Annotated in this window: 22 protein-coding genes; 10 read left to right on the forward strand and 12 right to left on the reverse strand. The window is 73.0% G+C overall.

Annotation, left to right across the window (positions count from 1 at the left end):
• Nucleotides 1-3 precede the first annotated feature (3 nt).
• Nucleotides 4-1,002 (reverse strand): DEDDh family exonuclease, encoded by a 999-nt coding sequence (locus tag ACFVVU_RS31100; protein ID WP_380684628.1) that lies wholly within the window; start codon nucleotides 1,000-1,002, stop codon nucleotides 4-6.
• A 183-nt stretch (nucleotides 1,003-1,185) separates the two neighbouring features.
• Here ACFVVU_RS31100 and ACFVVU_RS31105 point away from each other — a divergent pair, with 183 nt between their 5' ends.
• The 4 genes from ACFVVU_RS31105 to moaA all read left to right on the forward strand — a co-directional run bounded on the left by ACFVVU_RS31105 (nucleotide 1,186) and on the right by moaA (nucleotide 5,536).
• Complete coding sequence (locus ACFVVU_RS31105) at nucleotides 1,186-2,229, forward strand: zinc-dependent alcohol dehydrogenase family protein (RefSeq protein ID WP_380684629.1); 1,044 nt, start codon at nucleotides 1,186-1,188, stop codon at nucleotides 2,227-2,229.
• A 263-nt stretch (nucleotides 2,230-2,492) separates the two neighbouring features.
• Complete coding sequence (locus ACFVVU_RS31110) at nucleotides 2,493-2,849, forward strand: DUF485 domain-containing protein (RefSeq protein ID WP_380684630.1); 357 nt, start codon at nucleotides 2,493-2,495, stop codon at nucleotides 2,847-2,849.
• Nucleotides 2,846-4,456: a cation acetate symporter gene (locus ACFVVU_RS31115; protein ID WP_380684631.1), complete on the forward strand. Its 1,611-nt coding sequence runs from the start codon at nucleotides 2,846-2,848 to the stop codon at nucleotides 4,454-4,456. Before ACFVVU_RS31110 ends, ACFVVU_RS31115 begins: the two co-directional genes overlap by 4 nt.
• Before the next feature lie 90 nt (nucleotides 4,457-4,546).
• Complete coding sequence (gene moaA / locus ACFVVU_RS31120) at nucleotides 4,547-5,536, forward strand: GTP 3',8-cyclase MoaA (RefSeq protein ID WP_387793550.1); 990 nt, start codon at nucleotides 4,547-4,549, stop codon at nucleotides 5,534-5,536.
• A gap of 73 nt (nucleotides 5,537-5,609) precedes the next feature.
• On the opposite strand, the gene ACFVVU_RS31125 is transcribed toward moaA, so the two are convergent.
• The 6 genes from ACFVVU_RS31125 to ACFVVU_RS31150 form a co-directional block, all read right to left on the reverse strand.
• A complete protein-coding gene (locus ACFVVU_RS31125; RefSeq protein WP_380686838.1) occupies nucleotides 5,610-5,849 on the reverse strand; it encodes a hypothetical protein in 240 nt (79 codons plus the stop codon).
• A gap of 258 nt (nucleotides 5,850-6,107) precedes the next feature.
• Nucleotides 6,108-6,497 (reverse strand): DUF3099 domain-containing protein, encoded by a 390-nt coding sequence (locus ACFVVU_RS31130; protein WP_380686835.1) that lies wholly within the window; start codon nucleotides 6,495-6,497, stop codon nucleotides 6,108-6,110.
• A 104-nt stretch (nucleotides 6,498-6,601) separates the two neighbouring features.
• Nucleotides 6,602-7,150, reverse strand: a complete 549-nt coding sequence (locus ACFVVU_RS31135) for an RNA 2'-phosphotransferase (RefSeq protein ID WP_387793551.1) — start codon at nucleotides 7,148-7,150, stop codon at nucleotides 6,602-6,604.
• 26 nt (nucleotides 7,151-7,176) lie between these two features.
• Entirely contained in the window at nucleotides 7,177-8,583 is a 1,407-nt protein-coding gene (locus ACFVVU_RS31140) for a metallopeptidase TldD-related protein (protein ID WP_387793552.1), read from the reverse strand.
• Nucleotides 8,583-10,190, reverse strand: a complete 1,608-nt coding sequence (locus tag ACFVVU_RS31145; protein WP_387793553.1) for a TldD/PmbA family protein — start codon at nucleotides 10,188-10,190, stop codon at nucleotides 8,583-8,585. The genes ACFVVU_RS31140 and ACFVVU_RS31145 overlap by 1 nt, the downstream gene beginning before the upstream one ends.
• A gap of 121 nt (nucleotides 10,191-10,311) precedes the next feature.
• Entirely contained in the window at nucleotides 10,312-11,457 is a 1,146-nt protein-coding gene (locus ACFVVU_RS31150; protein ID WP_387793554.1) for an MBL fold metallo-hydrolase, read from the reverse strand.
• Nucleotides 11,458-11,831: 374 nt separating this feature from the next.
• Between ACFVVU_RS31150 and fabG the strand changes: the two genes are divergently transcribed.
• Together fabG and fabI are read left to right on the forward strand one after the other, a co-directional pair.
• Nucleotides 11,832-12,551 carry a 3-oxoacyl-[acyl-carrier-protein] reductase gene (gene fabG, locus ACFVVU_RS31155; RefSeq protein ID WP_380686824.1) on the forward strand — a complete coding sequence of 240 codons (720 nt, stop codon included), beginning with the start codon at nucleotides 11,832-11,834 and terminating at the stop codon, nucleotides 12,549-12,551.
• A 1-nt stretch (nucleotide 12,552) separates the two neighbouring features.
• The gene (gene fabI / locus ACFVVU_RS31160) at nucleotides 12,553-13,320 is read left to right on the forward strand and encodes an enoyl-ACP reductase FabI (protein ID WP_355374622.1); all 768 of its coding nucleotides are present in this window, start codon (nucleotides 12,553-12,555) and stop codon (nucleotides 13,318-13,320) included.
• Between the two features lie 76 nt (nucleotides 13,321-13,396).
• Here fabI and ACFVVU_RS31165 read toward each other — a convergent pair whose 3' ends face one another.
• The 4 genes from ACFVVU_RS31165 to ACFVVU_RS31180 form a co-directional block, all read right to left on the reverse strand.
• Entirely contained in the window at nucleotides 13,397-14,452 is a 1,056-nt protein-coding gene (locus ACFVVU_RS31165; protein ID WP_387793555.1) for a hypothetical protein, read from the reverse strand.
• Nucleotides 14,449-16,617 carry a DUF6571 family protein gene (locus ACFVVU_RS31170; protein ID WP_387793556.1) on the reverse strand — a complete coding sequence of 723 codons (2,169 nt, stop codon included), beginning with the start codon at nucleotides 16,615-16,617 and terminating at the stop codon, nucleotides 14,449-14,451. Before ACFVVU_RS31170 ends, ACFVVU_RS31165 begins: the two co-directional genes overlap by 4 nt.
• 4 nt (nucleotides 16,618-16,621) lie before the next feature.
• Nucleotides 16,622-16,960, reverse strand: coding sequence for a WXG100 family type VII secretion target (locus ACFVVU_RS31175; protein ID WP_380683186.1), 339 nt, complete (start codon nucleotides 16,958-16,960; stop codon nucleotides 16,622-16,624).
• Between the two features lie 151 nt (nucleotides 16,961-17,111).
• Complete coding sequence (locus tag ACFVVU_RS31180; RefSeq protein ID WP_387793557.1) at nucleotides 17,112-17,786, reverse strand: FadR/GntR family transcriptional regulator; 675 nt, start codon at nucleotides 17,784-17,786, stop codon at nucleotides 17,112-17,114.
• Nucleotides 17,787-17,870: 84 nt separating this feature from the next.
• Between ACFVVU_RS31180 and ACFVVU_RS31185 the strand changes: the two genes are divergently transcribed.
• From ACFVVU_RS31185 to ACFVVU_RS31195, 3 genes are all read left to right on the forward strand, one after another.
• Entirely contained in the window at nucleotides 17,871-19,172 is a 1,302-nt protein-coding gene (locus ACFVVU_RS31185) for a CynX/NimT family MFS transporter (RefSeq protein ID WP_380683188.1), read from the forward strand.
• Nucleotides 19,173-19,236: 64 nt separating this feature from the next.
• Nucleotides 19,237-19,359 carry an SGM_5486 family transporter-associated protein gene (locus ACFVVU_RS31190; RefSeq protein ID WP_355374605.1) on the forward strand — a complete coding sequence of 41 codons (123 nt, stop codon included), beginning with the start codon at nucleotides 19,237-19,239 and terminating at the stop codon, nucleotides 19,357-19,359.
• A gap of 127 nt (nucleotides 19,360-19,486) precedes the next feature.
• Complete coding sequence (locus ACFVVU_RS31195; RefSeq protein ID WP_355374602.1) at nucleotides 19,487-20,014, forward strand: histidine phosphatase family protein; 528 nt, start codon at nucleotides 19,487-19,489, stop codon at nucleotides 20,012-20,014.
• A gap of 94 nt (nucleotides 20,015-20,108) precedes the next feature.
• Here ACFVVU_RS31195 and serB read toward each other — a convergent pair whose 3' ends face one another.
• A complete protein-coding gene (gene serB / locus ACFVVU_RS31200; protein ID WP_387793558.1) occupies nucleotides 20,109-21,383 on the reverse strand; it encodes a phosphoserine phosphatase SerB in 1,275 nt (424 codons plus the stop codon).
• Nucleotides 21,384-21,686: 303 nt separating this feature from the next.
• Here serB and ACFVVU_RS31205 point away from each other — a divergent pair, with 303 nt between their 5' ends.
• A complete protein-coding gene (locus ACFVVU_RS31205) occupies nucleotides 21,687-24,260 on the forward strand; it encodes an FHA domain-containing protein (protein ID WP_380683190.1) in 2,574 nt (857 codons plus the stop codon).
• The last annotated feature ends 54 nt before the right edge of the window (nucleotides 24,261-24,314 follow it).

The raw sequence follows: 24,314 nt of genomic DNA on the forward strand, positions 1-24,314 counted from the left end.
GGCTCACCCACCGGGGTGCGGGGCGACCTCGCGCAGCAGCTGGAGGAAGGCGTCCTCGCCGACCACCGGTGTGCCGACCTCGCGGGCCTTGCGGGCCTTGCCGCTCCAGCTGTCCGGCTCGTTGGTGACCAGCAGGCTGGTGAGCCGGCTCACCGAGGTGGCGATGTGCAGTCCGGCCTCGACGGCGCGGTCCTCCAGCAGCTCGCGGTCGGTGGCGGTGTCGCCGGTGAACGCCACCCGCATGCCCTGCACCAGCGGCTTGCCGTCCTCCCAGCGTCCGGGGTTCGGGTACGGGCACGGCGGGCGCTTCCTGGCCTGCCGGTACGCGGCTCCGGTCCAGGAGGCGCGGCCCGGGGAGGCGGGCGCGTCCTCGCCGAGGTCGGTGACGGCCACGCAGGACTGCAGCGGCAGCGGGACGCCCCCCGAGCGGGCCAGGTGGAGGCTGGGGCGGAAGGCCTCGGCGAGCACCCGGGCGTCGTCCAGCGCGTTGTGCGCCTGCCGCTGGTGGACGCCGAAGTAGGCGGCCAGCGAGGACAGCTTGCCGTTGGGCAGCGGCAGCCGCAGGTCGCGGGCCAGCACCATGGTGCACAGCCGCTGCTCGACCGGGGCGTGCAGGCCGGCCCGGGAGAACTCGCGGGAGATCATGTTCCAGTCGAAGAGCGCGTTGTGGGCGACCATCACCCGGCCGCGCAGCCGCTCGGCGAACTCGTCGGCGATCTGCGGGAAGGTGGGCGCGCCGGCCAGCTGGTCGTCGGTGAGGCCGTGGATCCAGACCGGGCCGGGGTCGCGCTCCGGGTTGACCAGGGTGTACCAGTGGTCGACGACGTCGCCGTCCTCGTCCAGCCGGTAGACGCCGGCGGAGATGACGCGGTCCGTGCGGCCGAGGCCGGTGGTCTCGACGTCCACCACCGCGTAGCCGCCGGCGGGGGCGGCGGAGCGCTGGGCCGGGACCGCGGCGGTCCGGGGTGCTGCGCCGGGGGTCTCGGGCTGGATCGCGTACATGGTCCAACAGGATAAGGCCCGCCGGTGACCGCGGACGGCGGTTCGCCGGTGACGGGGGTCGCCCGGAAGGTCGGCCCGGACGCGCCGGAATAGAGTGGACGGTGCAGTCGTCGTACATCTGGTCGATTGTTTTCCGGTCGCCCGCGGTACCCGTGCGGGCACCTCTGGTAAGGACGAACCCCCATGCGCGCCACGGTCATCCACGGTCCCAACGACATCCGGATCGAGGAGGTGCCGGACCCGGTCGTCCAGCAACCGACCGACGTGGTGGTGCGGGTGGTGAACGCCTGCATCTGCGGCAGCGACCTGTGGGCGTACCGCGGGGTCGCCGCGCGGGTGGCCGGGCAGCGGATCGGGCACGAGTTCCTCGGGGTGGTGGAGGAGGCCGGCGCCGAGGTGCGCGGCTTCCGGCCGGGCGACCTGGTGGTGGCGCCGTTCGTCTGGTCGGACGGCACGTGTGACTTCTGTCGCGAGGGGCTGCAGACCTCCTGCCCGCACGGCGGCTTCTGGGGCCAGGTCGGCTCGGACGGCGGGCAGGGCGAGGCGGTGCGCGTCCCGTTCGCGGACGGCACCCTGGTGAAGCTGCCCAAGGAGGCGCAGGGCGACGAGAAGCTGCTGCCGGGGCTGCTGGCGCTCTCCGACGTGATGGCGACCGGGCACCACGCGGCGGTCTCGGCGCGGGTGCGCCCGGGCGCCACGGTGGCGGTGGTCGGCGACGGCGCGGTGGGCCTGTGCGGGGTGCTGGCCGCCCACCGGCTGGGCGCCGGGCGGATCATCGCGCTGGGCCGGCACACCGCGCGCACCGACCTGGCCCGCCGCTTCGGCGCGACCGACGTGGTCGCCGAGCGCGGCGAGGCGGCGATCGAGGCGGTCCGCGAGCTGACCGGCGGGCAGGGCGCGCACGCCGTGCTGGAGGCGGTCGGCACCGAGGAGTCGATGCGCACCGCCGTGTCGATCGCCCGGGACGGCGGCGCCGTCGGCTACGTGGGCGTGCCGCACGGCGGCAGCGCCGGCGTCGACATCGGTCAGATGTTCGGCCGGAACGTGTCGCTCAACGGCGGGGTCGCGCCGGCCCGCGCGTACATCCCCGAGCTGCTGCCGGACGTCCTGTCCGGCGCCATCGAGCCGGGCCTGGTCTTCGACCGCACGGTGGACCTCGACGGCGTCCCGGACGGCTACCGGGCGATGGACGACCGATCCGCGCTGAAGGTACGGGTGGCTTTCTGACGCACCGCTGTTGACGCACCACCAGGGGTGGCTCCGGTTGACCGGGGCCACCCCTTCGCCATGTCCCGGATGCACCCCGGACGGGTGGTTTTCGGTCAATCGGCTACTGCGAAGGAGCGAACGAATGGCTGAACACGGTCAAACCCTTCCGGGTGACGCCTCACCCTCCTAGCATTGCGCGGCGCGCATCGGACCTGTGACTTCGCTCACGTTCGATCGTTTCCACTGGTGCGACCACTACGCCGAAGGAGTGAGGAGTCAGAGTGGAATCGCCGCCGATCGACACCGCCCCCAGCGAAACCCAACTCATCGAGGAGAGCGAGGAGTTCCGAACCCTCCGGCGCTCGTTCCGGAACTTCGCGTTCCCGGTCACCATCGGTTTCGTGCTCTGGTACCTGCTCTACGTGCTGCTCTCCGGCTACGCCCCCGCCCTGATGGGCACCAAGGTCGTCGGGCACGTCAACGTCGCCCTGGTGCTCGGGCTGCTGCAGTTCGCCACGACCTTCGCCATCGCCGCCTGGTACGCGCGCTACGCCGACCGGAGGATCGACCCCGGCGCGGCCGCGATCCGCGAGGCGCGCGGTGCGGTCGTCCACGCGCCCCGGGAGGCCGCCGAATGAACCTGCTCGCCAGCTCCGCCACCGACCACCGCGGCCTCACGATGACCCTGTTCGGGATCTTCGTGCTCACCACCCTCGGCATCACCGTCTGGGCCGGACGGCAGACCAAGGACGCCGCCGACTTCTACGCCGGCGGCCGGGCCTTCTCCGGCTTCCAGAACGGCCTCGCCATCTCCGGCGACTACATGTCCGCCGCCTCCTTCCTCGGCATCGCCGGCGCCATCGCGCTGTTCGGCTACGACGGCTTCCTCTACTCCATCGGCTTCCTGGTCGCCTGGCTGGTCGCACTGCTGCTGGTCGCCGAGCCGCTGCGCAACTCCGGCCGCTACACCATGGCCGACGTGCTGGCCTTCCGGATGCGCCAGCGCCCGGTGCGCACCGCCGCCGGCATCTCCACCATCGTGGTGTCGATCTTCTACCTGCTCGCCCAGATGGTCGGCGCCGGCAGCCTGGTCGCCCTGCTCCTCGGGGTCAGCGGCGACGGCGCCAAGCGCTGGACGATCGTCGCGGTCGGCGCGCTGATGGTCCTCTACGTCGCCATGGGTGGCATGAAGGGCACCACCTGGGTGCAGATCGTCAAGGCGGTGCTGCTGATCGCCGGCACCGCGCTGATGACCGTCCTGGTGCTGGCCAAGTACCACTTCAACCTCTCCGCCCTGCTCGGCGCCGCCGCCGACGCCAGCGGCAAGGCCGACGCCTTCCTCGAACCGGGGCTGAAGTACGGCGCCACCGGCACCAGCAAGCTCGACTTCCTCAGCCTCGGCCTGGCCCTGGTGCTCGGCACCGCGGGCCTGCCGCACATCCTGGTCCGCTTCTACACCGTGCCCACCGCCAAGGCCGCCCGGAAGTCGGTGCTCTGGGCCATCGGCATCATCGGCGGCTTCTACCTGATGACCCTCGCGCTCGGCTTCGGCGCCGCCGCGCTGGTCGGCCCCAAGGCGATCAAGGCCGCCAACGCGGCCGGCAACACCGCCGCCCCGCAGCTCGCCGAACAGCTCGGCGGCGGCGCGGGCACCACCGGCGGCGCGGTGCTGCTCGCGGTGATCTCCGCGGTCGCCTTCGCCACCATCCTCGCCGTCGTCGCCGGACTCACCCTCGCCTCCTCGGCCTCCTTCGCCCACGACCTCTACGTCAACGTCTTCCGGCGCGGCAAGGTCTCCGAGCGGGAGGAGGTCCGGGTCGCCAAGTGGGCCGCCGCCGGGATCGGCGCGGTGGCGATCGTGCTCAGCCTGTTCGCCGACAAGCTCAACACCGCCGCCCTGGTCGCCCTGGCCTTCGCGGTGGCCGCCTCGGCGAACCTGCCCACCCTGCTCTACTCGCTGTTCTGGAAGCGCTTCAACACCGCCGGCGCGGTCAGCTCGGTCTACACCGGCCTGGTCACCGCGGTGGTGCTGGTGGTCTTCTCCCCGGTGGTCTCGGGTGCCAAGAACTCGCTCTTCCCGCACTCCGACTTCCACTGGTTCCCGCTGGAGAACCCCGGCCTGGTCTCCATCCCGGCCGGCTTCCTGGCCGGCTGGATCGGCACCGTGCTCTCCCGCCGCCCGGCCGACCCGGCGAAGTACGCTGAACTCGAGGTGCGCTCGCTCACCGGGTTGGGCGCCCACTGACGGACGGGCGGTGACTAAGCTGGCCCGGCCCCGCCGTGACGGAGGCCGGGCCGGCCGCCCTGGCGGCACCTCACTCGGGAAGGGACCGCCGTGCTGCTCGACACCTTCGGCCGCCGCGCCGTCGACCTGCGGGTCTCCCTCACCGACCGGTGCAACCTGCGCTGCACCTACTGCATGCCCGAGGAGGGCCTGCAGTGGCTGGCCAAGCCCGAGCTGCTCACCGACGAGGAGATCGTCCGGCTGGTGACCCTCGCCGTGCGCGACCTCGGCGTCCAGGAGGTCCGCTTCACCGGCGGGGAGCCGCTGCTGCGCCCCGGGCTGGTCGGCATCGTCGAGGCCTGCGCGGCCCTCGACCCGCGCCCCGAGCTGTCGCTCACCACCAACGGCATCGGCCTCGCCCGCACCGCGGCGGCGCTGCGCTCGGCCGGCCTGGACCGGGTCAACGTCTCGCTGGACACCCTGGACGAGTCCACCTTCCAGGCCCTCACCCGGCGCCGCCGCCACCACGACGTGCTGGCCGGCCTGGCCGCCGCCGAGGCCGCCGGGCTCGTCCCGGTGAAGCTCAACGCGGTGCTGATGCGCGGCGTCAACGAGCACGAGGCGCCGGACCTGCTCGGCTGGTGCCTGGAGCGCGGCTACGAACTGCGGTTCATCGAGCAGATGCCGCTGGACGCCCAGCACGGCTGGGACCGCTCCGCGATGATCACCGCCGAGGAGATCCTGGAGCGGCTGTCCGCCCGCTTCACCCTCACCCCCGAGCCCTCGGACCGTCGCGGCGCGGCGCCCGCCGAGCGCTGGGTGGTGGACGGCGGCCCCGGCCGGGTCGGCGTGATCGCCTCGGTGACCCGCCCGTTCTGCCGCGCCTGCGACCGCACCCGGCTCACCGCCGACGGCCAGATCCGCAACTGCCTCTTCGCCACCGGTGAGACCGATCTGCGCACCGCCCTGCGCTCCGGCGCGGACGACACCGAACTGGCCGCGCTGTGGCGCGCGGCGATGTGGGGCAAGAAGGCCGGCGCCGGCATCGACCAGCCGGACTTCCACCAGCCGGGTCGTCCGATGTCGGCCATCGGCGGCTGAGACGCCGGCCGGCGAGCGGGCCGGGGGACGGGCCGGGGGACGGGTCGGCGAGCGGGCCGGCGTCGGCCGGGGCTCAGGCCCCGGGGGTCCCCTCGCCCCGGCCGGTGAACGGCAGGACCTCCTTGAGGAAGCCGCGCACCCCGAGGAACTGCGCGAGGTGCTCGCGGTGCTCCTCGCAGGCCAGCCAGGTCTTGCGGCGGTCCGGGGTGTGCAGCTTGGGGTTGTTCCAGACCAACTCCCAGACGGCGTCCGCGCGGCAGCCCTTCGCGGAGCAGATCGGGGTCTGCGGCTGGGGGGCGTCGGGGAGCAGCATCGGCGGTCGTCCTCGGGCGGTCGGCGGGGTGGTCGTCACCGCCAGTCTGTCACGCACCCCGGCACGCGCACATGGCGACGCCGGGCAGCCACGGGGGGAGCCGCCCGGCGTCGGTCCGTCGCTCCGACGGGGGATGCGGAGCGCGTACGCAGTATGTCACGGGGCGGGGTGGGCATGGGGAGGTCTTGCATGATTAATCTGAGCTTCTTTTGAGCTTTCCGCCCAGGCAATCGGTGGAAAGCTGAGCAAAACGGACGCTCAGTTCCGACTCTGTGAAGAATCGGTGGGCATACGCCCGGCCCCATCAGCACCCTGCGTCACATCCGCCCCCTGAGGTCCGCTGCCGCCGGGGCCCAGCATCAGCGGCGTGGTCGCCGGCACGTCGAAGGTGGACGGCAGGCCCGGCGCCTTCTCCCGGCCCGCGTTGGCGAGCAGCACCGCGAAGTACGGCAGCAGCACCCCGCCCGCCAGCGCCACGAACGCCAGCCACCGCTGGACGTCCCACAGCACCACCGCGAGCAGCACGCAGACGGTCCGCAGCAGCATCGAGGCCACGTAGCGGCGCTGGCGCCCGCGGACGTCCTCGCTGAGACTGCTGCGGGCTCCCGTGATCCGGTAGACCTGCCCGCCGTCGGCGCTCTTGCCCATGTCCCAAACCGCCTTCGTCCGCGCACCCGCGCGCCTCGTCGCGCGGCCTCCTCACCGTACGCCGGGAGCGGGGCGACGACGAGACCGGGGCCGCGTGCGTACGCCTATCGGCCCTGGGAGAGGTACTGCGGAGGCACCGCGTCCGTCAGCCAGACCCCGTTGGCGCTCACCCGGAACTCGTGTCCCGCCCCGGCCATCGCGGCCGCGTCGACCAGGAGCACCACCGGCCGGCCGTGCCGGGCGCCGACCCGGGTGGCGGTCTCGACGTCCGCCGACAGGTGGACGTCCTGCCGGGCCATCGGGCGCAGGCCCTCCCGGAGGATCGCCGCCAGGCTCCGGGTCGCGGTGCCGTGGAACAGCACCGGCGGGGGCTCGGTGGCGGCCAGACCGAGGTCGACCGTCACCGTGTGCCCCTGGCTGGCCCGGATCGAGAGGCCGTCCGGCGAGTAGGCGAAGCGGCGCTTGTTGTTGGTCGCCACCACGTGGTCCAGCTCGGCCCTGGTCAGCCGGGTGCCCCGGGCCGCCAGCGCGCCGAGCAGCACGTCCACCCGGACCCATCCGGCCGGGTCCAGGGTGACGCCGACCCGGCCGGGGTCGTGCCGCAGGATGCGCGCCAGCATCTTGCTGGTCCTGACCGTGCGCTTCTCGTCCACGCCTCTCGATCCCTCCCGACCGGGCCCTACGAGGCCTGGCTGACCGAACTCATGTTGAACCCCGGGACCCGCACCGGCGGCATCGCCGTCCGGGTGAACCAGTCGCTCCACTCGCGCGGCAGGCAGCGCTCGGTGCGGCCGACCTCGGTGATCCGGCCGAGCAGGTCCACCGGCGACTCGTTGAAGCGGAAGTTGTTGACCGCGCCGACCACCTCGCCGTTCTCCACCAGATAGACGCCGTCCCGGGTGAGACCGGTCAGCAGCAGGGTCGCCGGGTCCACCTCGCGGATGTACCAGAGGCAGGTGAGCAGCAGCCCGCGCTCGGTACGGGCGATCATCTCCTCCAGGGTCGGCGCGGCCTCCTGGTCGGCGGTCTCCAGGACGAGGTTGTCGACCGCCGGGCGCACCGGCAGCCCGCCCAGCGCCGCCGCGTGGCGGCTGCTGACCAGGGCGGTCAGCTCGCCGTCGCGGATCCAGTCGGTGGCGGTCAGCGGCAGGCCGTTGTCGAACACCGAGGACTCGTCCTCGCTGGCGTGCACCAGCGCGAACGGCGCGGACTCCAGGCCCGGCTCCTGCGGGTCGGAGCGCAGCGTCAGCGGCAGCCCGGCGAGCTTGTCGCCGATCCGGGTGCCCCCTCCCTTGCGGGAGAAGACGGTGCGCCCCTCGAAGGCGTCCCGTCCGCCGGCCGACCAGGTCAGGTACACCATGAGGTCGGCGACGGCGGACGGCGGCAGCAGCGTCTCGTAGCGGCCGGCCGGCAGGTCGATCCGGCGCTCGCCCCAGCCGAGCCGCCGGGTCACCTCGGCGTGCAGGGCGGTGACGTCCACGTCGGAGAAGTCCCGGGTGGCGGCGCCGGTCCAGGCCGAGCCGGACAGGTCCGCGGTCTTGGCGTTCAGCTCGACCGTGCCGGTCGGCTGGTCGTGGCGCAGCCGCAGGCCGGTGGAGCTGCCCAGGTAGCTGGTGACCAGCTCGTGCCGGGCGAAGCCGTACAGCAGCTCGCCCTGCTCGGCGGCGCGGGCGAAGGCCCGGCCGAGGGCCGGTCCGAACTCCGCGAACACCTCGATCGAGGTCTCCCCGGGCGGCTCGGTGAAGTGCGGCGAGTTCGGCTGCTCGGCGACGGTGACCAGCGGCTGCGCGTCCTCGGCCGGGCCGGCCGCGCGGGCGGCCTCCTCGGCGGCCCGGACCAGCTCGGCCACCTCCTCCGGTCCGACGGCCTCGCGGGAGACCACGCCGGAGGCGGTGCCCTCGGCACCGGCCACCGTGGCGATCACGGTCAGCCGCCGGCCCCGGGTGACGCCGTTGGTGGTGAGCGCGTTGCCGGCCCAGCGCAGGTTGGTGCTCGACTCCTCGTCGGCGATCACCACGCAGCCGTCGGCGCGGGAGAGGCCGAGCGCCAGCTCGACGAGTTCGTGGGGCTGCGTCGTCGCGGTCATCAGTGACCCGCCTCCTGCTGGGTGTTGAGCACGTTGACGTTGCGGAACAGCGCCGAGGGACAGCCGTGGCTGACCGCGGCGACCTGGCCGGGCTGCGCCTTGCCGCAGTTGAAGGCGCCGCCGAGCACATAGGTCTGCGGGCCGCCGACGGCCGCCATCGAGCCCCAGAAGTCGGTGGTGGTGGCCTGGTAGGCGAAGTCCTTGACCTGGCCGGCGAGCTCGCCGTTCTTGATGGCGTAGGCCCGTTGCCCGGTGAACTGGAAGTTGTACCTCTGCATGTCGATCGACCACGAACGGTCTCCGACGATGTAGAGGCCGTTCTCGACGCCCGCGAACAGGCCCTCGGTGGACGGGCCGCCCGCGACCGGCTGGAGCGAGACATTGGCCATCCGCTGCACCGGGACGTGCGCGGGGGAGTCGGCGAAGGCGCAGCCGTTGGAGCGCCCGAAGCCCTTGAGCCCGGCCATCGCGCGGTCGAGCTGGTAGCCGACCAGCACACCGTCCTTGACGAGGTCCCAGGACTGCGCGGCCACCCCCTCGTCGTCGTAGCCGACGGTGGACAGGCCGTGCTCGGCGGTGCGGTCGCCGGTGACGTGCATCAGCTCGGAGCCGTACTTCAGTGAGCCGAGCCGGTCGAAGGTGGCGAAGGAGGTGCCCGCGTAGGCGGCCTCGTAGCCGAGGGCGCGGTCCAGTTCGGTGGCGTGGCCGATCGACTCGTGGATGGTCAGCCAGAGGTTGGACGGGTCGATCACCAGGTCGTAGCGGCCCGGCCGGACGCTCGGCGCCTTCATCTTCTCGGCCAGGTGGACGGGCAGCGCGGCGAGCTCGGCGTCCCAGTCCCAGCCGGTGCCGGTCAGGCTCTGTCCATCGGGGGACGACCCCCGCGCCCCCGTCAGATACTCCCAGCCGCGCCCGGCCGGCGGGGCCAGGGTGCGCATCGAGTCGAAGGCACCGGTCTGCCCGTCCACCGAGCTGGCCTCCAGCACCGGGTGCAGCCGGATCCGCTGCTGGGTGGTGACGGTGCCGGCGGTGTCCGCGTAGAACTTGTTCTCCTGGACGGTCAGCAGGGTCGCCGAGACGTGCGAGACGCCCTCGGCGGCCAGCAGCCGGGCGCTCCACTCGGAGAGCAGCGCGGTCTTTTCGGCGTCCGGCACCTCGAAGGGGTTCACCTCGTACGCGGAGACCCAGGTGGCGTCCCGGTGCACCGGCTCGTCGGCCAGCTCGACGCGCTCCGTCGAGCCCGCCGCCCGGCTGATCCCACCGGACAGCCGGGCCACCGCGACGGCCTGCTCGGCCACCCGGGCCGCCGCGTCCGGGGTGAGGTCGACCCCGGCGGCGAAGCCCCAGGCGCCGTCCAGCAGCACCCGCACGGCGAAGCCGAGCTGGACGCTGTCGGAGGTGCCGGCCGGGCGGGCGTCGCGCAGCCGCCAGGAGGCGCTGCGGACCCGCTCCAGGCGGAAGTCCGCGTGCCCGGCGCCGAGTTCACGGGCCCGGGTGAGGGCCGCGTCGGCGAGGGCGGTCAGCGGATAGCCGAGGAACAGCGGGTCGACGGCGCGCGGGACGCCGCCGTGGGACGGGGGCGTGGCGGTCGGGGGCAGCGGAGGCATCGGGCTCCCTGGTCGGGCGGACGGCGGTGCGGCGCCCCGGTACCGACAGGGGCGCCCGAACCGCATCATTGCCCGCCAAGGGGCTTTCGGCCAGCGTATTTCCGGTGCGGCGGCCGGCCGGCTACCCGATGCCCTCCCACCAGCCGTCCAGCTCCGGCGGGTTGTCGACGTCGACCCGCTCGCCGGGGCGCGGGACGGCCAGCCGCACGCCCTGCTCCTTGGCCGCCACCAGCAGCCGCTCGACGGGCTCGGCCCACGGGTGCAGGCCCAGGTTGAAGGTGCACCAGTGCACCGGGAGCAGCAGTTCGGCGTTGAGCTCGCGGTGGGCGCGGACGGCGTCCTCGGGCGTCATGTGGATGTCCGCCCAGGCCGGGTCGTAGGCGCCGACCTGGACCAGCGCGGCGTCGAACGGGCCGTGCTCGGCGCCGATCCGCGCGTAGCCCTCGAAGTAGCCGGAGTCGCCGGTGTAGTAGACCTTGCGGCTCGGCCCGGCGACGACCCAGGACCCCCACAGGGTGGTGTTGCGGGTCAGGCCGCGGCCGGAGAAGTGGTGGGCGGCGGTCAGGGTGAGCGCCAGGTCGCCGAGCGTGCAGGTCTCGTCCCAGTCCAGCTCGATGATCCGGTGCTCGGGCACGCCCCAGCGGCGCAGGTGGGCGCCGATGCCGAGCGGCACCGCGAACGGCGCGGACTGACTGCGCACCAGCCGCCGGACCGTCGCCATGTCCAGGTGGTCGTAGTGGTCGTGCGAGATGAGCACCGCGTCGACCTGCGGCAGCTCCTCCAGTTCCACCGGCACCGGGTGCAGCCGGCGTGGGCCGACCTGCGCGGCGGGGGAGCAGCGCTCGCTCCAGATCGGGTCGAGCAGCACCCGGGAGCCCTCGACCTCGACCAGCGCCGAGGCGTGCCCGTACCAGGTGACCGCCACGCCCTCGGCGGCCGCACCGGCGGCGTCGGCCGGGCGGACGACGGGCACCGGGCCGTTCGGGGTGCGGCCGTCGCGCTGGAACAGCACCCGGCGCACCGTCTCCGGGTCGATGCCGGACGCCGCGGCCGTCCGGGCCAGCTCGGAGGGCGCGTTGTGGAAGACGCCGTCGCGGTACTGCGGGGAGTTGCGCAGCCGCTCCTCCCGCTCGCCGTCCGGCCGGCGGCCGAATGCCGCCGGGAGGTCGCGCAGCGCCCAGGCGACCGCTCCGGCGCCGACCGCCAGCGCGGCCAGGGCCGCCAGTCGTCCGCGTCGGTGGGTGGTCCCGACCCGTGCCTCGCTCATTCCGCGTTCCGCCTCCGCTCGTCACCGGGGCCGGCTGTCCGGCTGCGGGCCGCCGTCGGCCCCGGTGCGGCGGCCCCGGCGTCGTGCCGCACCAGGGGGCACAACGGGCGCGCACCGTCGTGGGGTTCCCGGACGGGCCGCTCAGTGGACACGACAATCCGGTGCGGACGGGTGGGCGAATCGCGTGAAAACCGGTTGGACGTGAATTGTCGGGTACTGACAGTTCCGTCGCTGCGGCGCTGTCGGAGACCGATTCGCCGCCGCGCCGGAACGACCGATAGCGTCACACCGCGTACTCGTTGCGATGTACGTGGACATCACGAAGTGGTGCGCGGGCATCACGGCGTGCGCACACAACGGAGAGAGGTGGATCGTTGAGCCGCTCGGTTCTCGTCACCGGAGGCAACCGGGGCATCGGCCTCGCGATCGCCCAGGCCTTCGCCGAGGCGGGCGACAAGGTCGCCATCACCAGCCGGTCGGGTGAGGTCCCCGAGCAGCTGGCCAAGTTCGACGTGCTCGCGGTGCGCTGCGACATCACCGACAGCGCCCAGGTGGACGCGGCCCTGACCGAGGTCGAGGCCGCGCACGGCGCCGTCGAGGTGCTGGTCGCCAACGCCGGGATCACCAACGACACCCTGCTGCTGCGGATGTCGGAGGAGGCCTTCACCTCCGTCCTGGACACCAACCTCACGGGCACCTTCCGGGTCGTGAAGCGCGCGTCCAAGCTGATGATGCGTGCCCGTAAGGGCAGGATCGTGCTGATCTCCTCGGTCGTCGGCCTCTCCGGCTCCCCGGGCCAGGCCAACTACGCCGCGTCCAAGGCCGGCCTGGTCGGCTTCGCCCGTTCGCTGGCCCGCGAGCTGGGCCCGCGCAACATCACCGTCAACGTGGTCGCTCCCGGCTTCGTGGACACCGACATGACCGCGGTGCTCAGCGACGAGCGCCGCGCGGAGATCGTCGCCGACGTGCCGCTGGGCCGTTACGCGGCGCCCGCCGAGGTCGCTTCCACCGTGCGGTTCCTCGGTTCGGACGAGGCCGCGTACATCACCGGAGCCGTCATTCCCGTCGACGGCGGATTGGGCATGGGTCACTGACATGAGCGGAATCCTTGAAGGCAAGCGCATCCTGATCACCGGTGTGCTGATGGAGTCCTCCATCGCCTTCCACACCGCCAAGCTGGCCCAGGAGCAGGGCGCCGAGGTCATCCTGACCGCCTTCCCGCGGCCGAGCCTGACCGAGCGCATCGCCAAGAAGCTGCCGAACCCGGTCAAGGTCCTGGAGCTGGACGTCTCCAGCGAGGAGCAGCTGGCCGGCATCGCCGACCAGGTGCGTGAGCACCTGCCGAGCCTGGACGGCATCGTCCACTCGATCGGCTTCGCCCCGCAGGACGCCCTGGGCGGCAACTTCCTGAACACGCCGTGGGAGTCCGTGGCCACCGCCATGCACGTCTCGGCGTTCTCGCTGAAGTCGCTGACCATGGCGCTGCTGCCGCTGATGCAGGACGGCGGCGCGGTCGTCGGCCTCACCTTCGACGCGCAGTACGCCTGGCCGCAGTACGACTGGATGGGCCCGGCCAAGGCCGCCCTGGAGTCGACCAACCGCTACCTGGCCCGCTACCTGGGCGAGCGGGACATCCGCTGCAACCTGGTCTCGGCCGGCCCGCTGGCCTCGATGGCCGCCAAGTCCATCCCGGGCTTCCCCGACCTGGCCGCCACCTGGGACACCCGCTCCCCGCTGAAGTGGGACCTGAGCGACCCGGAGCCGGCCGGCCGCGGCGTCGTCGCCCTGCTGTCGGACTGGTTCCCGAAGACCACCGGCGAGATCGTCCACGTCGACGGCGGCCTGCACGCCATCGGCGCCTGACGCCCCTCGCACACGCCGCTGCCCGGCACCCCTTCCGAGGAGGAGGGGTGCCGGGCAGCGGCGTTCTCGTGCCGGGCTACCTCGGGGCGATCGGCTCGCAGCCGCGCTGTACCGCCACCGCGTTCGCCCAGGAGGTGAACAGCGGCGTGCCGTAGCCGGCCGGGTCCACGGGGTCGACGAGGTCGCCGCGCCCGGCCAGCTGGAGGAACAGGTCGTCCTTCCCGCACGGCGCGTGCACGGCGCTGTACGAGCCGGTGCCCCGCCAGCCGGCCGGCAGCGGCGCCGTCAGCTCCTCGCGCCCGGCGGCGAAGGCCGGGTAGCGGGTCTCGGCGGTGGTGGTGAAGCGGATCGCCGGCTCCGCCATGGTCCCGCTGTAGATCCAGCAGGACTGCAGCGGCGCCGCCGGATCGCTGACCCGCTGGGCGAGTTCCGGCAGGTCCTTCCCGGTCCCGACGCCCGGCAGGCCGCACAGCCGCCCGTCGGTGGCGGGTCCGGCGGCCGGGCCGGCGGCGGTGAGGTGCATGTCCGGCGCGTCGGCGGCGCCGCAGCCGGAGGAAGCGGCGACCGCCGAGCCGAAGTCACCGGCGAGCCGGGCGAGGGCCTCCCGGGTCGGCTGGTCCGGGGCCTCCCCGGCCGGGTCGTCCTGCCGGCGGACCCCGCCCTCGCCGCGGTGGCGCACATCCGCGCTGAGCACGTCGGCGTCCCGGTCGGGGAAGTCCTCCGACGCGCCGTCGGCGGGCTTGCGGCAGCCCGCCGGCAGCACCAGCCAGCCGGTGTCGTTGGCGAAGGCGCCGATCGGGCCCCGGTCCGGCTGCGACATCCCCGGATCGACCTGGCTGCGCCGGTCGGCGACCTTGACGCCGTGGGTGCGCAGGGTGAGGTCGGCGCCGTCGCGGGCCTCGATCACGCAGCTGCCCTCCGGCCGCTCACGGTCCGTCGACCGCTCGCTGCGGACGACCTCAAGCCGGCCGCCGCCCAGCACCGCCCGGACGTCCCCGGTCGCGACGGCGCCGTCGCAGAGCCGGTCCGGGAGGAACAGGCCGGTGTACCGCCACGCGGCGAAGCCGCCCGCGCCGAGGGCGAGGACGAGCACGCCGGCGAGGACCGCCCAGGTACGCCGGGAGGGCCTCACTGCTGACCGTTCCGTCCGAGCGCGCTCATCGCGTTGGCGTGCCCGTTGGTGTGGCCGTTCTCGATGTTGGAGTAGACGAGGTCGGCCCGGGCGTCCGTGGTGTAGCCGTTGGCGCGGCCCCAGCCGAGGGACATCTCCTTGCTCTGGTTCAGGGCCGCGAAGTGGTGGTCGGAGGACGCCTTGTTGCCGGTGTCCTGGGCGTCCTTCTTGACGTCGTCCGCCCACTTCTCGATGCCCATGTCGACGAGCGTGCCCGCGATGTCGCCGACCTCCGGGATGAACCCGGTCACGGTGCCGTTCATCGAGGAGGCGAGCGAGCTGGTCTTGTCCGCCCACTCCATCCGGTCGTCCTTGTTGTCCAGGATGACGTCCGAGCGGATGGCGTCGTAGGCGCCGAGCGCCGTGCCGACGCGCTGGGCCGGGACGTCGACCGCGTCGCGGTCCGCGCGCGGGTCGGCCGGCAGGCCGCCGATGACCTCGGCGGCCTTGGCCCGCTCGGCGCTGTAGAGCAGCGCGTAGGCCTCGGGCTCGTCCGAGACGCCGCGCAGGACGCGGACCAGGCTGTCGGCGCCGCCGTCGATGTGGCCCTCCCCGTTCACCTCCTTGACCCCGCCGCCACCGCTGCTGACGTGGTCGCTGAGGATCTTGTGGGTGTCGCCGACGTAGTCCGACAGCGCGTTGGCGAGCGGCATCTTCAGGTCGTCGTGGATCTCGCTGCCCTTGCCGTCCCCGTCCAGGGCCGAGATCACGCCCTCCATGACGCGGGCCTGGGCGGGGGTGTGCGGGCCTCCCTTGTGGGTGCCCTCGCCGGGGACGTCGCCGGTGGCGGCGGCCTCCAGGGCGGCGGCCAGACCCTCCTGGTGGGTGGCCTTGTCCATGATCGGCGGGCCGTACAGGGTGTTGGTGAACGTGGTGGGCCACGTGCGGTCGCGCAGCAGGTACTTGAGGCGGTCGTCGGCCCCGGGCGACTTGGGGTCCAGGAACATCGTGGCGGCGTCCGGGTTCTGGCCCATCAGCTTGAGCACGCCGTCCACGGGGTCGTACACGAGGTCCGGGCGCGGGCCGTTGAACTGGTGCATGCCCCAGCGGTTCTTGTCACCGCGCTCGGCGCTCAGGATGTCGGTGCCGAGGTCGTTCAGGAACTCCTTGCCGTACCCGGCGTTGCCGTGCTGGAGCAGGGTGGCCAGCGTCTGGTAGCCGTAGATCGGCTCGGCGCCGCCGCCGAAGTGGCGCTCGTTGATGTTCTTGACGCCGGCTTCCTGCAAGCCCTTGCGGAAGTCCTGGTAGAACTTGCTGTTGCTGTCCCGGGTGGCGCCGGCGATGGTGTTGGCGAGGTTGGTCTGCAGCTCGCCGTACTCGCCCTTGTTCTTGCCGTCCCGGTCGTTGAGCCGCAGCTCCAGCTCGTCGGCGAGCAGCAGGGTGCCCTCCGGGCCGAGCGCGTTGAGCAGGGTCTGGCCGTAGACCGGGCTGCCGGAGTTGGCCTTCATCAGGTTGTTGAGCTCGGCGAGCTCCTCCGGGGTGAGGGTCTTGCCGTCCTTGATCCGGGCGGCGAGCTCGGCGGCCCGCTTGCCGTCCGCCTCGTCGCCGCCGCCGGCGGCCTGGCCGTTGAACTGGTTGGTCGGGTCGCCGACCTTGGCGGCGCGGCGCAGCTGGAGGGCGGCCCGCTGGTCGGCGGCGGTCGCCTCCTCCAGGGCGATCTTGATCTGCTGCGCCCACTTCCCGGCGGCCTCGCTGCGCTCCTGCTGGTAGTCCCGGTCGTGGCGGTACTCCTGCTTGGTGGCCGGGTCGAGCGCGCCGACGTCGAACATCACGGCGCCGGTGCCGGTCACCTTCATGCCGTCGGCCTGGGCGCCGGCGACGGCCTCCTTCAGCTTCTTCTGCGCCGCCTCGAAGTCGTTCTTGGCGTCGGTGATGATCGAGGCGACGGCCTTGGCCTCGGTCTGCGCGTCGATGCTCTGCTGGCGGGTGGCGCTCACGTGCATGTTGGCGGCGAACGCGGTGGAACCCATCCACAGGCCCTGGTTGCCGGTGACCGAGAGCACCTCGGTCTCCAGCCGGTGCTGGATCTGCAGGTACTTCCCGGCCATCGCGGTCCAGTCGGCGGCGGCCTTGGCCATCGCGGACGGGTCGGCCTTCATGACGTCCTCGTAACCGAGCAGGCTCATCGGTTCACGCCTTCCCGGTGAACGACGTGGCGATGCCCTGCTCGACGTTCAGGTAGTTGGTGTGGGTCTGCCGCATCATCCCGGCCTCCTGGTTGAGCCGGCCGTTGAGCTGCGACACCTGCTCGTGCCACTCCTTGACCGCGCCGCGCAGCGCCGCCGCGGTGTCCCAGCCGCTCAGCCTCCCGGCCGCCGCCTCGGTCGACTCGTCGGCGCCCTTGCCGGCCGCGGTGCTGTCGTTGGCGATGCCGTCCAGTGCGGTGGCCGCCTTGTCGAGGGCCGGCGTCGACACCTTGGTCGGCCCCCCGCCCGGTCCCTGGCCCAGTTTCAGGTCCGGATCCGCCATCAGTTCTCCCCGTTGTGTGCACACCCGACCGGAGTACGGCCGTCCGCGAATTTTCACGGGACGTTAGCACGCCAAATCCGGCCTCCGGCAAGGTGCGAGGCCGTCCCCGGGGGAGCCGGGCGGGGGCGGGTCCCGGGGCCGGACCTCGGCGTCAGGCCTCGGGGTCGTTGCAGGGGCCGATGGCGCGGCCGGCCTCGTGCGAGGCGCGCTGGGGGTCGCGGGCGCGGATGGCGTCGACGATCTTGTCGTGGCCGAGGTAGCGCTCGGCGATGAGCTCGGGGCCGACGTCGTGGCGCAGATGGGCCCGGGTGACCTCGCCGAGGTCCGCGTAGAGGGCGGCGAGCACGTCGTTGTGGGCGGCGGCGACGACGGCCTGGTGGAAGGCGGCGTCGGCCTGGACGAAGTCCTCGGCGTCGCCCGCGCGCCAGGCGTCCTCGCGGCGGGCGAGCGCGGCGTCGATGAGCACGAGGTCGCGCTCGGTGCGGCGGGTGGCGGCCATGCCGGCGGCGGAGGTCTCCAGGGTGGCGCGCAGCTCGGCGACCTGGGCGCGTTCGGCGTCGGCGAAGCGGCGGTGCATCACGCCGGCGAGCTCGCTGGTGGCCAGGACGTAGGTGCCGGAGCCCTGGCGGATGTCCAGCAGCCCGTTGTGGGCGAGCGCGCGGACGGCCTCGCGGACCGTGTTCCTCGCCACACCGAGCTGTTCGACGAGGGCGGCCTCGGTCGGGATGCGCGAGCCGACCGGCCACTCGCCGGAGGTGATCTGGGCGCGCAGCTGGGCGATCACCTGGTCGGACAGCGGGGTGCGCCTCGGCGAGGACAGCGCCACAAGGACTCCTTGGGTCGGACGGGTCGGGCCATCATGCCAATTCACGGGTGCACTAATTCATCCCATCATTCTATGATGACTCGCATGTCGTCCGCAGCAGACACCGCAGATCCCGCCACCGCCTCCCCCCGCGCCGGGGGCCGGCCGCAGCCCGAGCGGCCCGCCCCGACCGGCCGCAGCTCCGCCGGCTGGCTCTTCGCCCTCGCGATCGCCGCCGCCGCGTTCAACCTCCGCCCCGTGGTCACCAGCCTCGGGCCGATGCTCGACCAGGTCCGCGCCGACCTCGGGATGAGCCCGACGGTGGCGGGCCTGCTCACCGCCGTCCCCTCGCTCTGCTTCGCCCTGTTCGGCTTCGCCGCGCCCGGCCTGGCCCGCCGGCTCGGCCCGGTCGCCGTGGTCACCGCGGGCATCGGCGCGATCACCGCCGGCGTGCTGGCCCGCTCCTTCGCCGGCAACACCGCCGTCTTCCTGCTGCTGACCGCGCTCGCGCTGGCCGGCGTCGCGGTCGCCAACGTGCTGCTCCCGGTGGTGATCAAGCGGTACTTCCCGGACAAGGTCGGGCCGATGATCGGCCTGTACTCGATGGCGCTGTCCGGCGGCACCGCGCTGGCCGCGGCCGTCGCCGTCCCGCTGACCAGCGCGCTCGGCGGCGACTGGCGGGTCGGCCTCGGGGTGTGGGCCGCGCTCGGCGCCCTCGCCCTGCTGCTCTGGGTCCCGGTGCTGCTCACCCGCCGCAAGCAGGGCGGCGGACCGTCGGACGGCCAGGGCTCCGGGGTGAAGCTGCCGATCACCCGCAGCCGCACCGCCTGGGCGCTGGCCTGCTTCTTCGGATGCCAGGCGACCGGCGCCTACGTGGTGATGGGCTGGCTGCCGAAGATCTTCCAGGACTCCGGCATCTCCGAGGGCACCTCCGGCGTGCTGCTGGCACTGACCATGGTGATCGGCGTGCCGGTCTCCTTCATCCTGCCCAACCTGGCCGCCCGCCGCGGTGACCAGCGGCTGTTCGTGGTGGTGCTGGCGGCCTTCGGCATCGCCGGCTACCTCGGTCTGGCGTTCGCCCCGGCCGCCGCGCCGTGGCTGTGGGCGGTCCTGGTGGGCCTGTCCAACTGCGCCTTCCCGCTGGTGCTGACCCTGATCGGTCTGCGCGCCCGGTCGGCCGGCGGCGTCGCCCAGCTGTCCGCCTTCGCCCAGGGCGTCGGCTACCTGATCTCGATCCCCGGTCCGATCCTGATCGGCCGGCTCTACCAGGCGACCGGCGAGTGGTACCTGCCGCTCGGCTTCCTGGCGGTGCTGCTGGTGCCCCAGATGCTGTTCGGCCTGCGGGCGGCCCGGGCCCGGCACATCGAGGACGAGGCGGTCCCGGCCCAGGCCGCGGCCGCGGCCTGACGGGCCCGGGCGGCGCGACGGGGTCGGTGGTGGACGGGCGTGTCCGGGATGGGAGAATCCGGGCATGCCCGTTCTCGAACCGAACCCCACCGACGGCCACAAGAAGCTCGGCCAGATCGCCGCGATCATCGGCGGCATCGTCGTCCTGCTGATCATCGTCGCGACCGTCGCCCAGAACCTCGGCTGACCGGAACCCGGTCGGCCGGACGACGACCTCCGGGTGAACCCCGCATGATGGCACCGCCCGCCCCGTCGGGTGGCGGCATCGGGCAGCATCGCGCTCCCGGCCGGCTTTTCTGCCAAGCTTGCTGGGTATGAGCGCCGACACGCCCCGCAGGATCATCGTTCTCCGCCATGCCAAGGCCGACTGGCCGAACGGCGTCGACGACCACGAGCGGCCGCTGGCCGACCGGGGCCGCCACCAGGCCCCGGAGGCCGGACGCTGGCTCGCCGACTCCGGGATCAACCCCGACTACGTGCTCTGCTCCGACGCCCTGCGCACCCGGGAGACGTGGAAGCTCGCCGCGCACGAGCTGCCGAAGCGCTCGCGCCGCACGGTGTACGAGAACCGGGTCTACGAGGCGACTCCGGGGGAGATCATCGCCGTCCTCCAGGAGACCCCGGACGACCACGCCGACCTGGTCCTGGTCGGCCACAACCCGGGAGTGCTCGGCCTGACCCAGGTGCTGGCCGGCGACGAGGGCGACCGGGACGCGCTGGAGCGGCTGCGGCTCGGCGGCTTCCCGACCGCCGCCATCGCGGTGCTCAGCTTCTCCGGCTCCTGGAAGGACGTCGAGCCGGGCGTCGCCGCGCTGGTCTCGTACTTCACGCCGCAGGACTAGGCACACGGGCGAAACGCCGAGGGGCGTGCGGACCAGGTGTCCGCGCGCCCCTCGGTGTCTGCCACGCAGGGCCCCGTCGGCCCCGTCAGCCCCGTCAGACGGTCGCCGCGGCGCCGTCCTCGGCCGGACCGTCCAGCACGTCGGCCGCCTCGACCTCCTCGCGGGTGATCCCGAGCAGGTACAGCACGGTGTCCAGGAAGGGCACGTTCACCGCGGTGTCCGCCGCCTGCCGCACCACCGGCTTCGCGTTGAACGCCACGCCCAGCCCGGCCGCGTTCAGCATGTCCAGGTCGTTGGCGCCGTCGCCGATCGCCACCGTCTGCTCCAGCGGCACCTTGGCCTGCTCGGCGAACCGGGTCAGCCAGCGCGCCTTGCCCGCCCGGTCGACGATCTCGCCGACCACCCGGCCGGTGAACTTCCCGTCCACCACCTCCAGGGTGTTCGCCGCCGCGAAGTCCAGCCCCAGCTGCTCCACCAGGTGGTCGGTGACCTGGGTGAACCCGCCGGACACCACCGCCACCTGGAAGCCCAGCCGCTGCAGCGTGCGGATCAGGGTGCGCGCGCCCGGGGTGAACCGGACCTCCGCGCGCACCTTCTCGGTCACCGCGGCGTCCAGCCCGGCCAGCAGCGCCACCCGGGCGTGCAGCGACTCGGCGAAGTCCAGCTCGCCGCGCATCGCCGCCGCCGTCACCTCGGCGACCTCCGCCTCGCAGCCCGCGTGGGCGGCGAACAGCTCGATCACCTCGTCCTGGATCAGCGTCGAGTCGACGTCCATGACGACCAGCCGCTTGGCCCGCCGCTCCAGCCCGGCCGCCACCACCGCGACGTCCACCCGCTGGGTGGCCGCCTCCTGCGCCAGCTCGGCCCGCAGCCGGTCGGTGGCCACGCCCGAGACGGCCAGCTCGACGGCGGTCACCGGGTACTTGGCGAGCCGGAAGACGCGGTCGATGTTGCCGCCGCCCTCGGTGATCCGGGAGGTGAGCGCGGCGACGGCGGAGGCGGTGAGCGGGTGGCCGAGGACGGTGACGTGCGAGCGGCCCTCCCGGCGCGGCCGGTTGTCGCCGATGCCGGAGATGATCTCGGCCTGGAGCTTCTGGTCCTCGGCCCAGCGGTGCACCAGGGCCCGCAGACCGCCCTCGGCGCCCGCCGCGTCGGGCGCGGTGACCAGGGCGCACAGCGTTATCCGGCCACGGGTCACCACCTGCTCGATGTCGATGACCTCGACGCCGTACCCGGCCAGGGTGGCGAAGAGCCCGGTGGTGATCCCGGGGCGGTCCTTGCCGAACACCTTGACGAGCAGGGTGCGCCCGTCCTCGGTCCGGGGCTGCGGTGCGGGGAGCGGCTCGGCGGCCAAGGGCGATGCGTTCATGGTGCCTCCCACGCTACCCGCAGCCCGTCGCGGCGACGGCACCCGTCCGGGTCGTGGACGGGCCCGCGGACCCGTCCACGGACGGGCCGGGGGAGGGCCCCGCGGACCAGCGGCGGAGCCGGCCGCCGGAGGTGGTCCGCCGGTGGTCCGCGAATCGTTGCCGCCTGGTCACAGTCCGCGGGGGCGGCTTTCACCCGTGCCCGGCGGGCTGGAATGATTCCCCCGTCAGATTCACGATCATTTTCGCCCCCACCTGACCGGGGCGCACCATCGGGGGAACCGAGAGAGCGGGGCAGACGAGCAGTGCCGCAACTCGTCATCGAGATCAACGGACAGCAGCGGGTCCTGGAACCCGGGCGGTCCTACACCATCGGTCGCAATCCGCAGTCGGACTTCCAGTTCGACGACGCGCGGGTCTCCTGGCAGCACGCCACCATCTCGTTCAACGGGGCGGGTTGGCAGCTGGACGACCACGGGAGCACCAACGGCACCTACACCGGCGGCGCCCGCACCCTGCAGGCGCAGCTGTTCCCGGGCGCCGTGGTCAACCTCGGCAACGCCGAGAACGGCCCCCGGCTCGCCTTCTCCGCGCCGGCCGCCCAGCCCGCCGCCCAGGCCCAGGCCTGGCACGAGGCGACCACCAGCCGCAGCCCCGCCCCGCAGCAGCAGTGGCAGGCCGCGCCGGCGCAGCAGCCCGTGCAGCCCTACCCGCAGCAGGCGCAGCAGTACGCGCAGCCGCCCGTCCAGCACGGCCGGCAGCCCGTCCCGCCGCAGCACGGCCAGCAGCCGTTCCCGCAGCAACAGCAGGGCTTCCCGCAGCCGTCGCCCGCCGCCCACGACGGCGGCCCGCAGCCGACGATCATCCGCAACCTGACCGCCGGCATGAAGACCATCCGGATCGGCCGCGCGCTCGACAACGACATCGTCGTCTCCGACCTCCAGGTCTCCCGCCACCACGCCGAGCTGCGCCAGCTGCCGGACGGCCGCTACGAGATCGTCGACCTCGGCAGCCACAACGGCATCTTCCTCAACGGCCAGCGCGTCGAGCGTCAGCTGATCGGCGCACAGGACCGGCTGACCGTCGGCCACTCCAGCTTCGTGCTGGTCGGCGACCAGCTGCAGGAGTTCGTCGACACCGGCGCGGTCTCCTTCTCCGCCCGGCACCTGACCGTCGAGGTCGAGCACAAGGGCGCCAAGAAGATCCTGCTCAACGACGTCAGCTTCGGCGTCCCGGAGAAGTCCCTGGTCGCGGTCATCGGCCCGTCCGGCTCCGGCAAGTCGACCCTGCTGCGCGCCCTCACCGGCTACCGCCCGGCCGACCGCGGTGACGTCCTCTACGACGGCCGCAACCTCTACAAGCAGTTCGCCGAGCTGCGCTCGCGGATCGGCCTGGTGCCGCAGTCGGAGATCCTGCACAAGGAGCTGACCGTCCGCACCGGCCTCAAGTACGCGGCCCGGCTGCGCTTCCCCGGCGATACCGAGCCGCGCGAGCGCGAGGCCCGGATCGACGAGGTGCTCTACGAGCTGCGTCTGGACAAGCGCGCCGACAACCGGATCACCGCGCTCTCCGGCGGCCAGCAGAAGCGCGTCTCGGTCGCGCTGGAGCTGCTCACCAAGCCCTCGCTGATCTTCCTGGACGAGCCCACCTCGGGCCTCGACCCGGGCATGGACCGCGAGGTCATGCAGATGCTGCGCGGCCTCGCCGACGACGGCCGCACCATCCTGGTCGTCACCCACTCGGTGGCCGAACTCGCGCTGTGCGATCGGCTGCTGGTGATGGCACCGGGCGGCTCGGTGGCGTACTTCGGCCCGCCGGACGAGGCCCTGCACTTCTTCGGTTACGAGACCTGGGCCGATGTCTTCCAGGCCTTCGAGAACTACCCGGACCACGACTGGGCCGGCCGCTACCGGGGCTCGGTGCACCACCAGCAGTACTCGGCCGACGTCGAATCCGGCGCCGCGCAGCCGGTGCAGTCCGCGCAGATCGTGCAGGAGGCCGTCCGCCCGCCGAAGCCGCAGAGCTGGGGCTCGCAGCTGTGGACGCTGATCCGCCGCTACGTCTCGGTGCTCGCCTCCGACCGCGGCTTCCTGGCGCTGTCGATCCTGCTGCCGGCGGTGCTCGGCGCGGTCAGCGTGCTGATCCCCAACGAGCCCGGCCTGGCCCGCAACCCCAAGACGCAGCTCGGCCTGAACAGCGGCGCCGCGACGATCATGCTGATCCTGGCGATCGGCGCCTGCTTCTCCGGGGCGGCCAACTCGGTCCGCGAGCTGATCAAGGAACGGGCGATCTACGAACGGGAACGGGCCACCGGGCTCTCCCGCTCGGCGTACATGATGTCCAAGATCATCGTGCTGGGCTTCTTCAGCGTGATCCAGGGCGCGATCATCTCCGCCGTCGGCTTCCTGCCGCGCAAGCTGCCCGCCGAGGGCCTGGTGATCAAGAACCTGCCGATCCTGGAGATGAGCCTCGGCCTGATCCTGCTCAGCTTCGCCTCGATGATGTTCGGCCTGGCGATCTCCGCCCTGGTGAAGACCGCCGAGAAGACCATGCCGCTGCTGGTCATGTTCGCGATCATCCAGGTCGTCTTCACCGGCTGTCTCTTCCAGGTCTTCTCCAAGCCCGGCCTGGAGCAGTTCGCCTGGCTGATGCCGGCCCGCTGGGGCACCGGCATGGTCGCCACCACGCTCGACCTCTCGCACCTGCTCGGCCCCTGGAACAAGGACTTCCAGAACCCCGAGTACGACGCGATCTGGGGCCACAACGCCGGGCAGTTCTGGTTCGACGCCGGGATCCTGATCCTGATGTCGGTCGTCATCGGCATCGTCGTGACCCGCCTGCAGCGCCGTCACGAGCCCGAGGTCATGCAGAAGGGCTGACCCGCCCGCCGACCGCCCCCGGGGGCGGCCCGCCCCGCCGGGGGAGGGCCGCCC

Origin of the sequence: Kitasatospora sp. NPDC057965, assembly GCF_042887135.1 — a bacterium.
In the GTDB taxonomy this organism is placed as follows: Bacteria; Actinomycetota; Actinomycetes; order Streptomycetales; family Streptomycetaceae; genus Kitasatospora.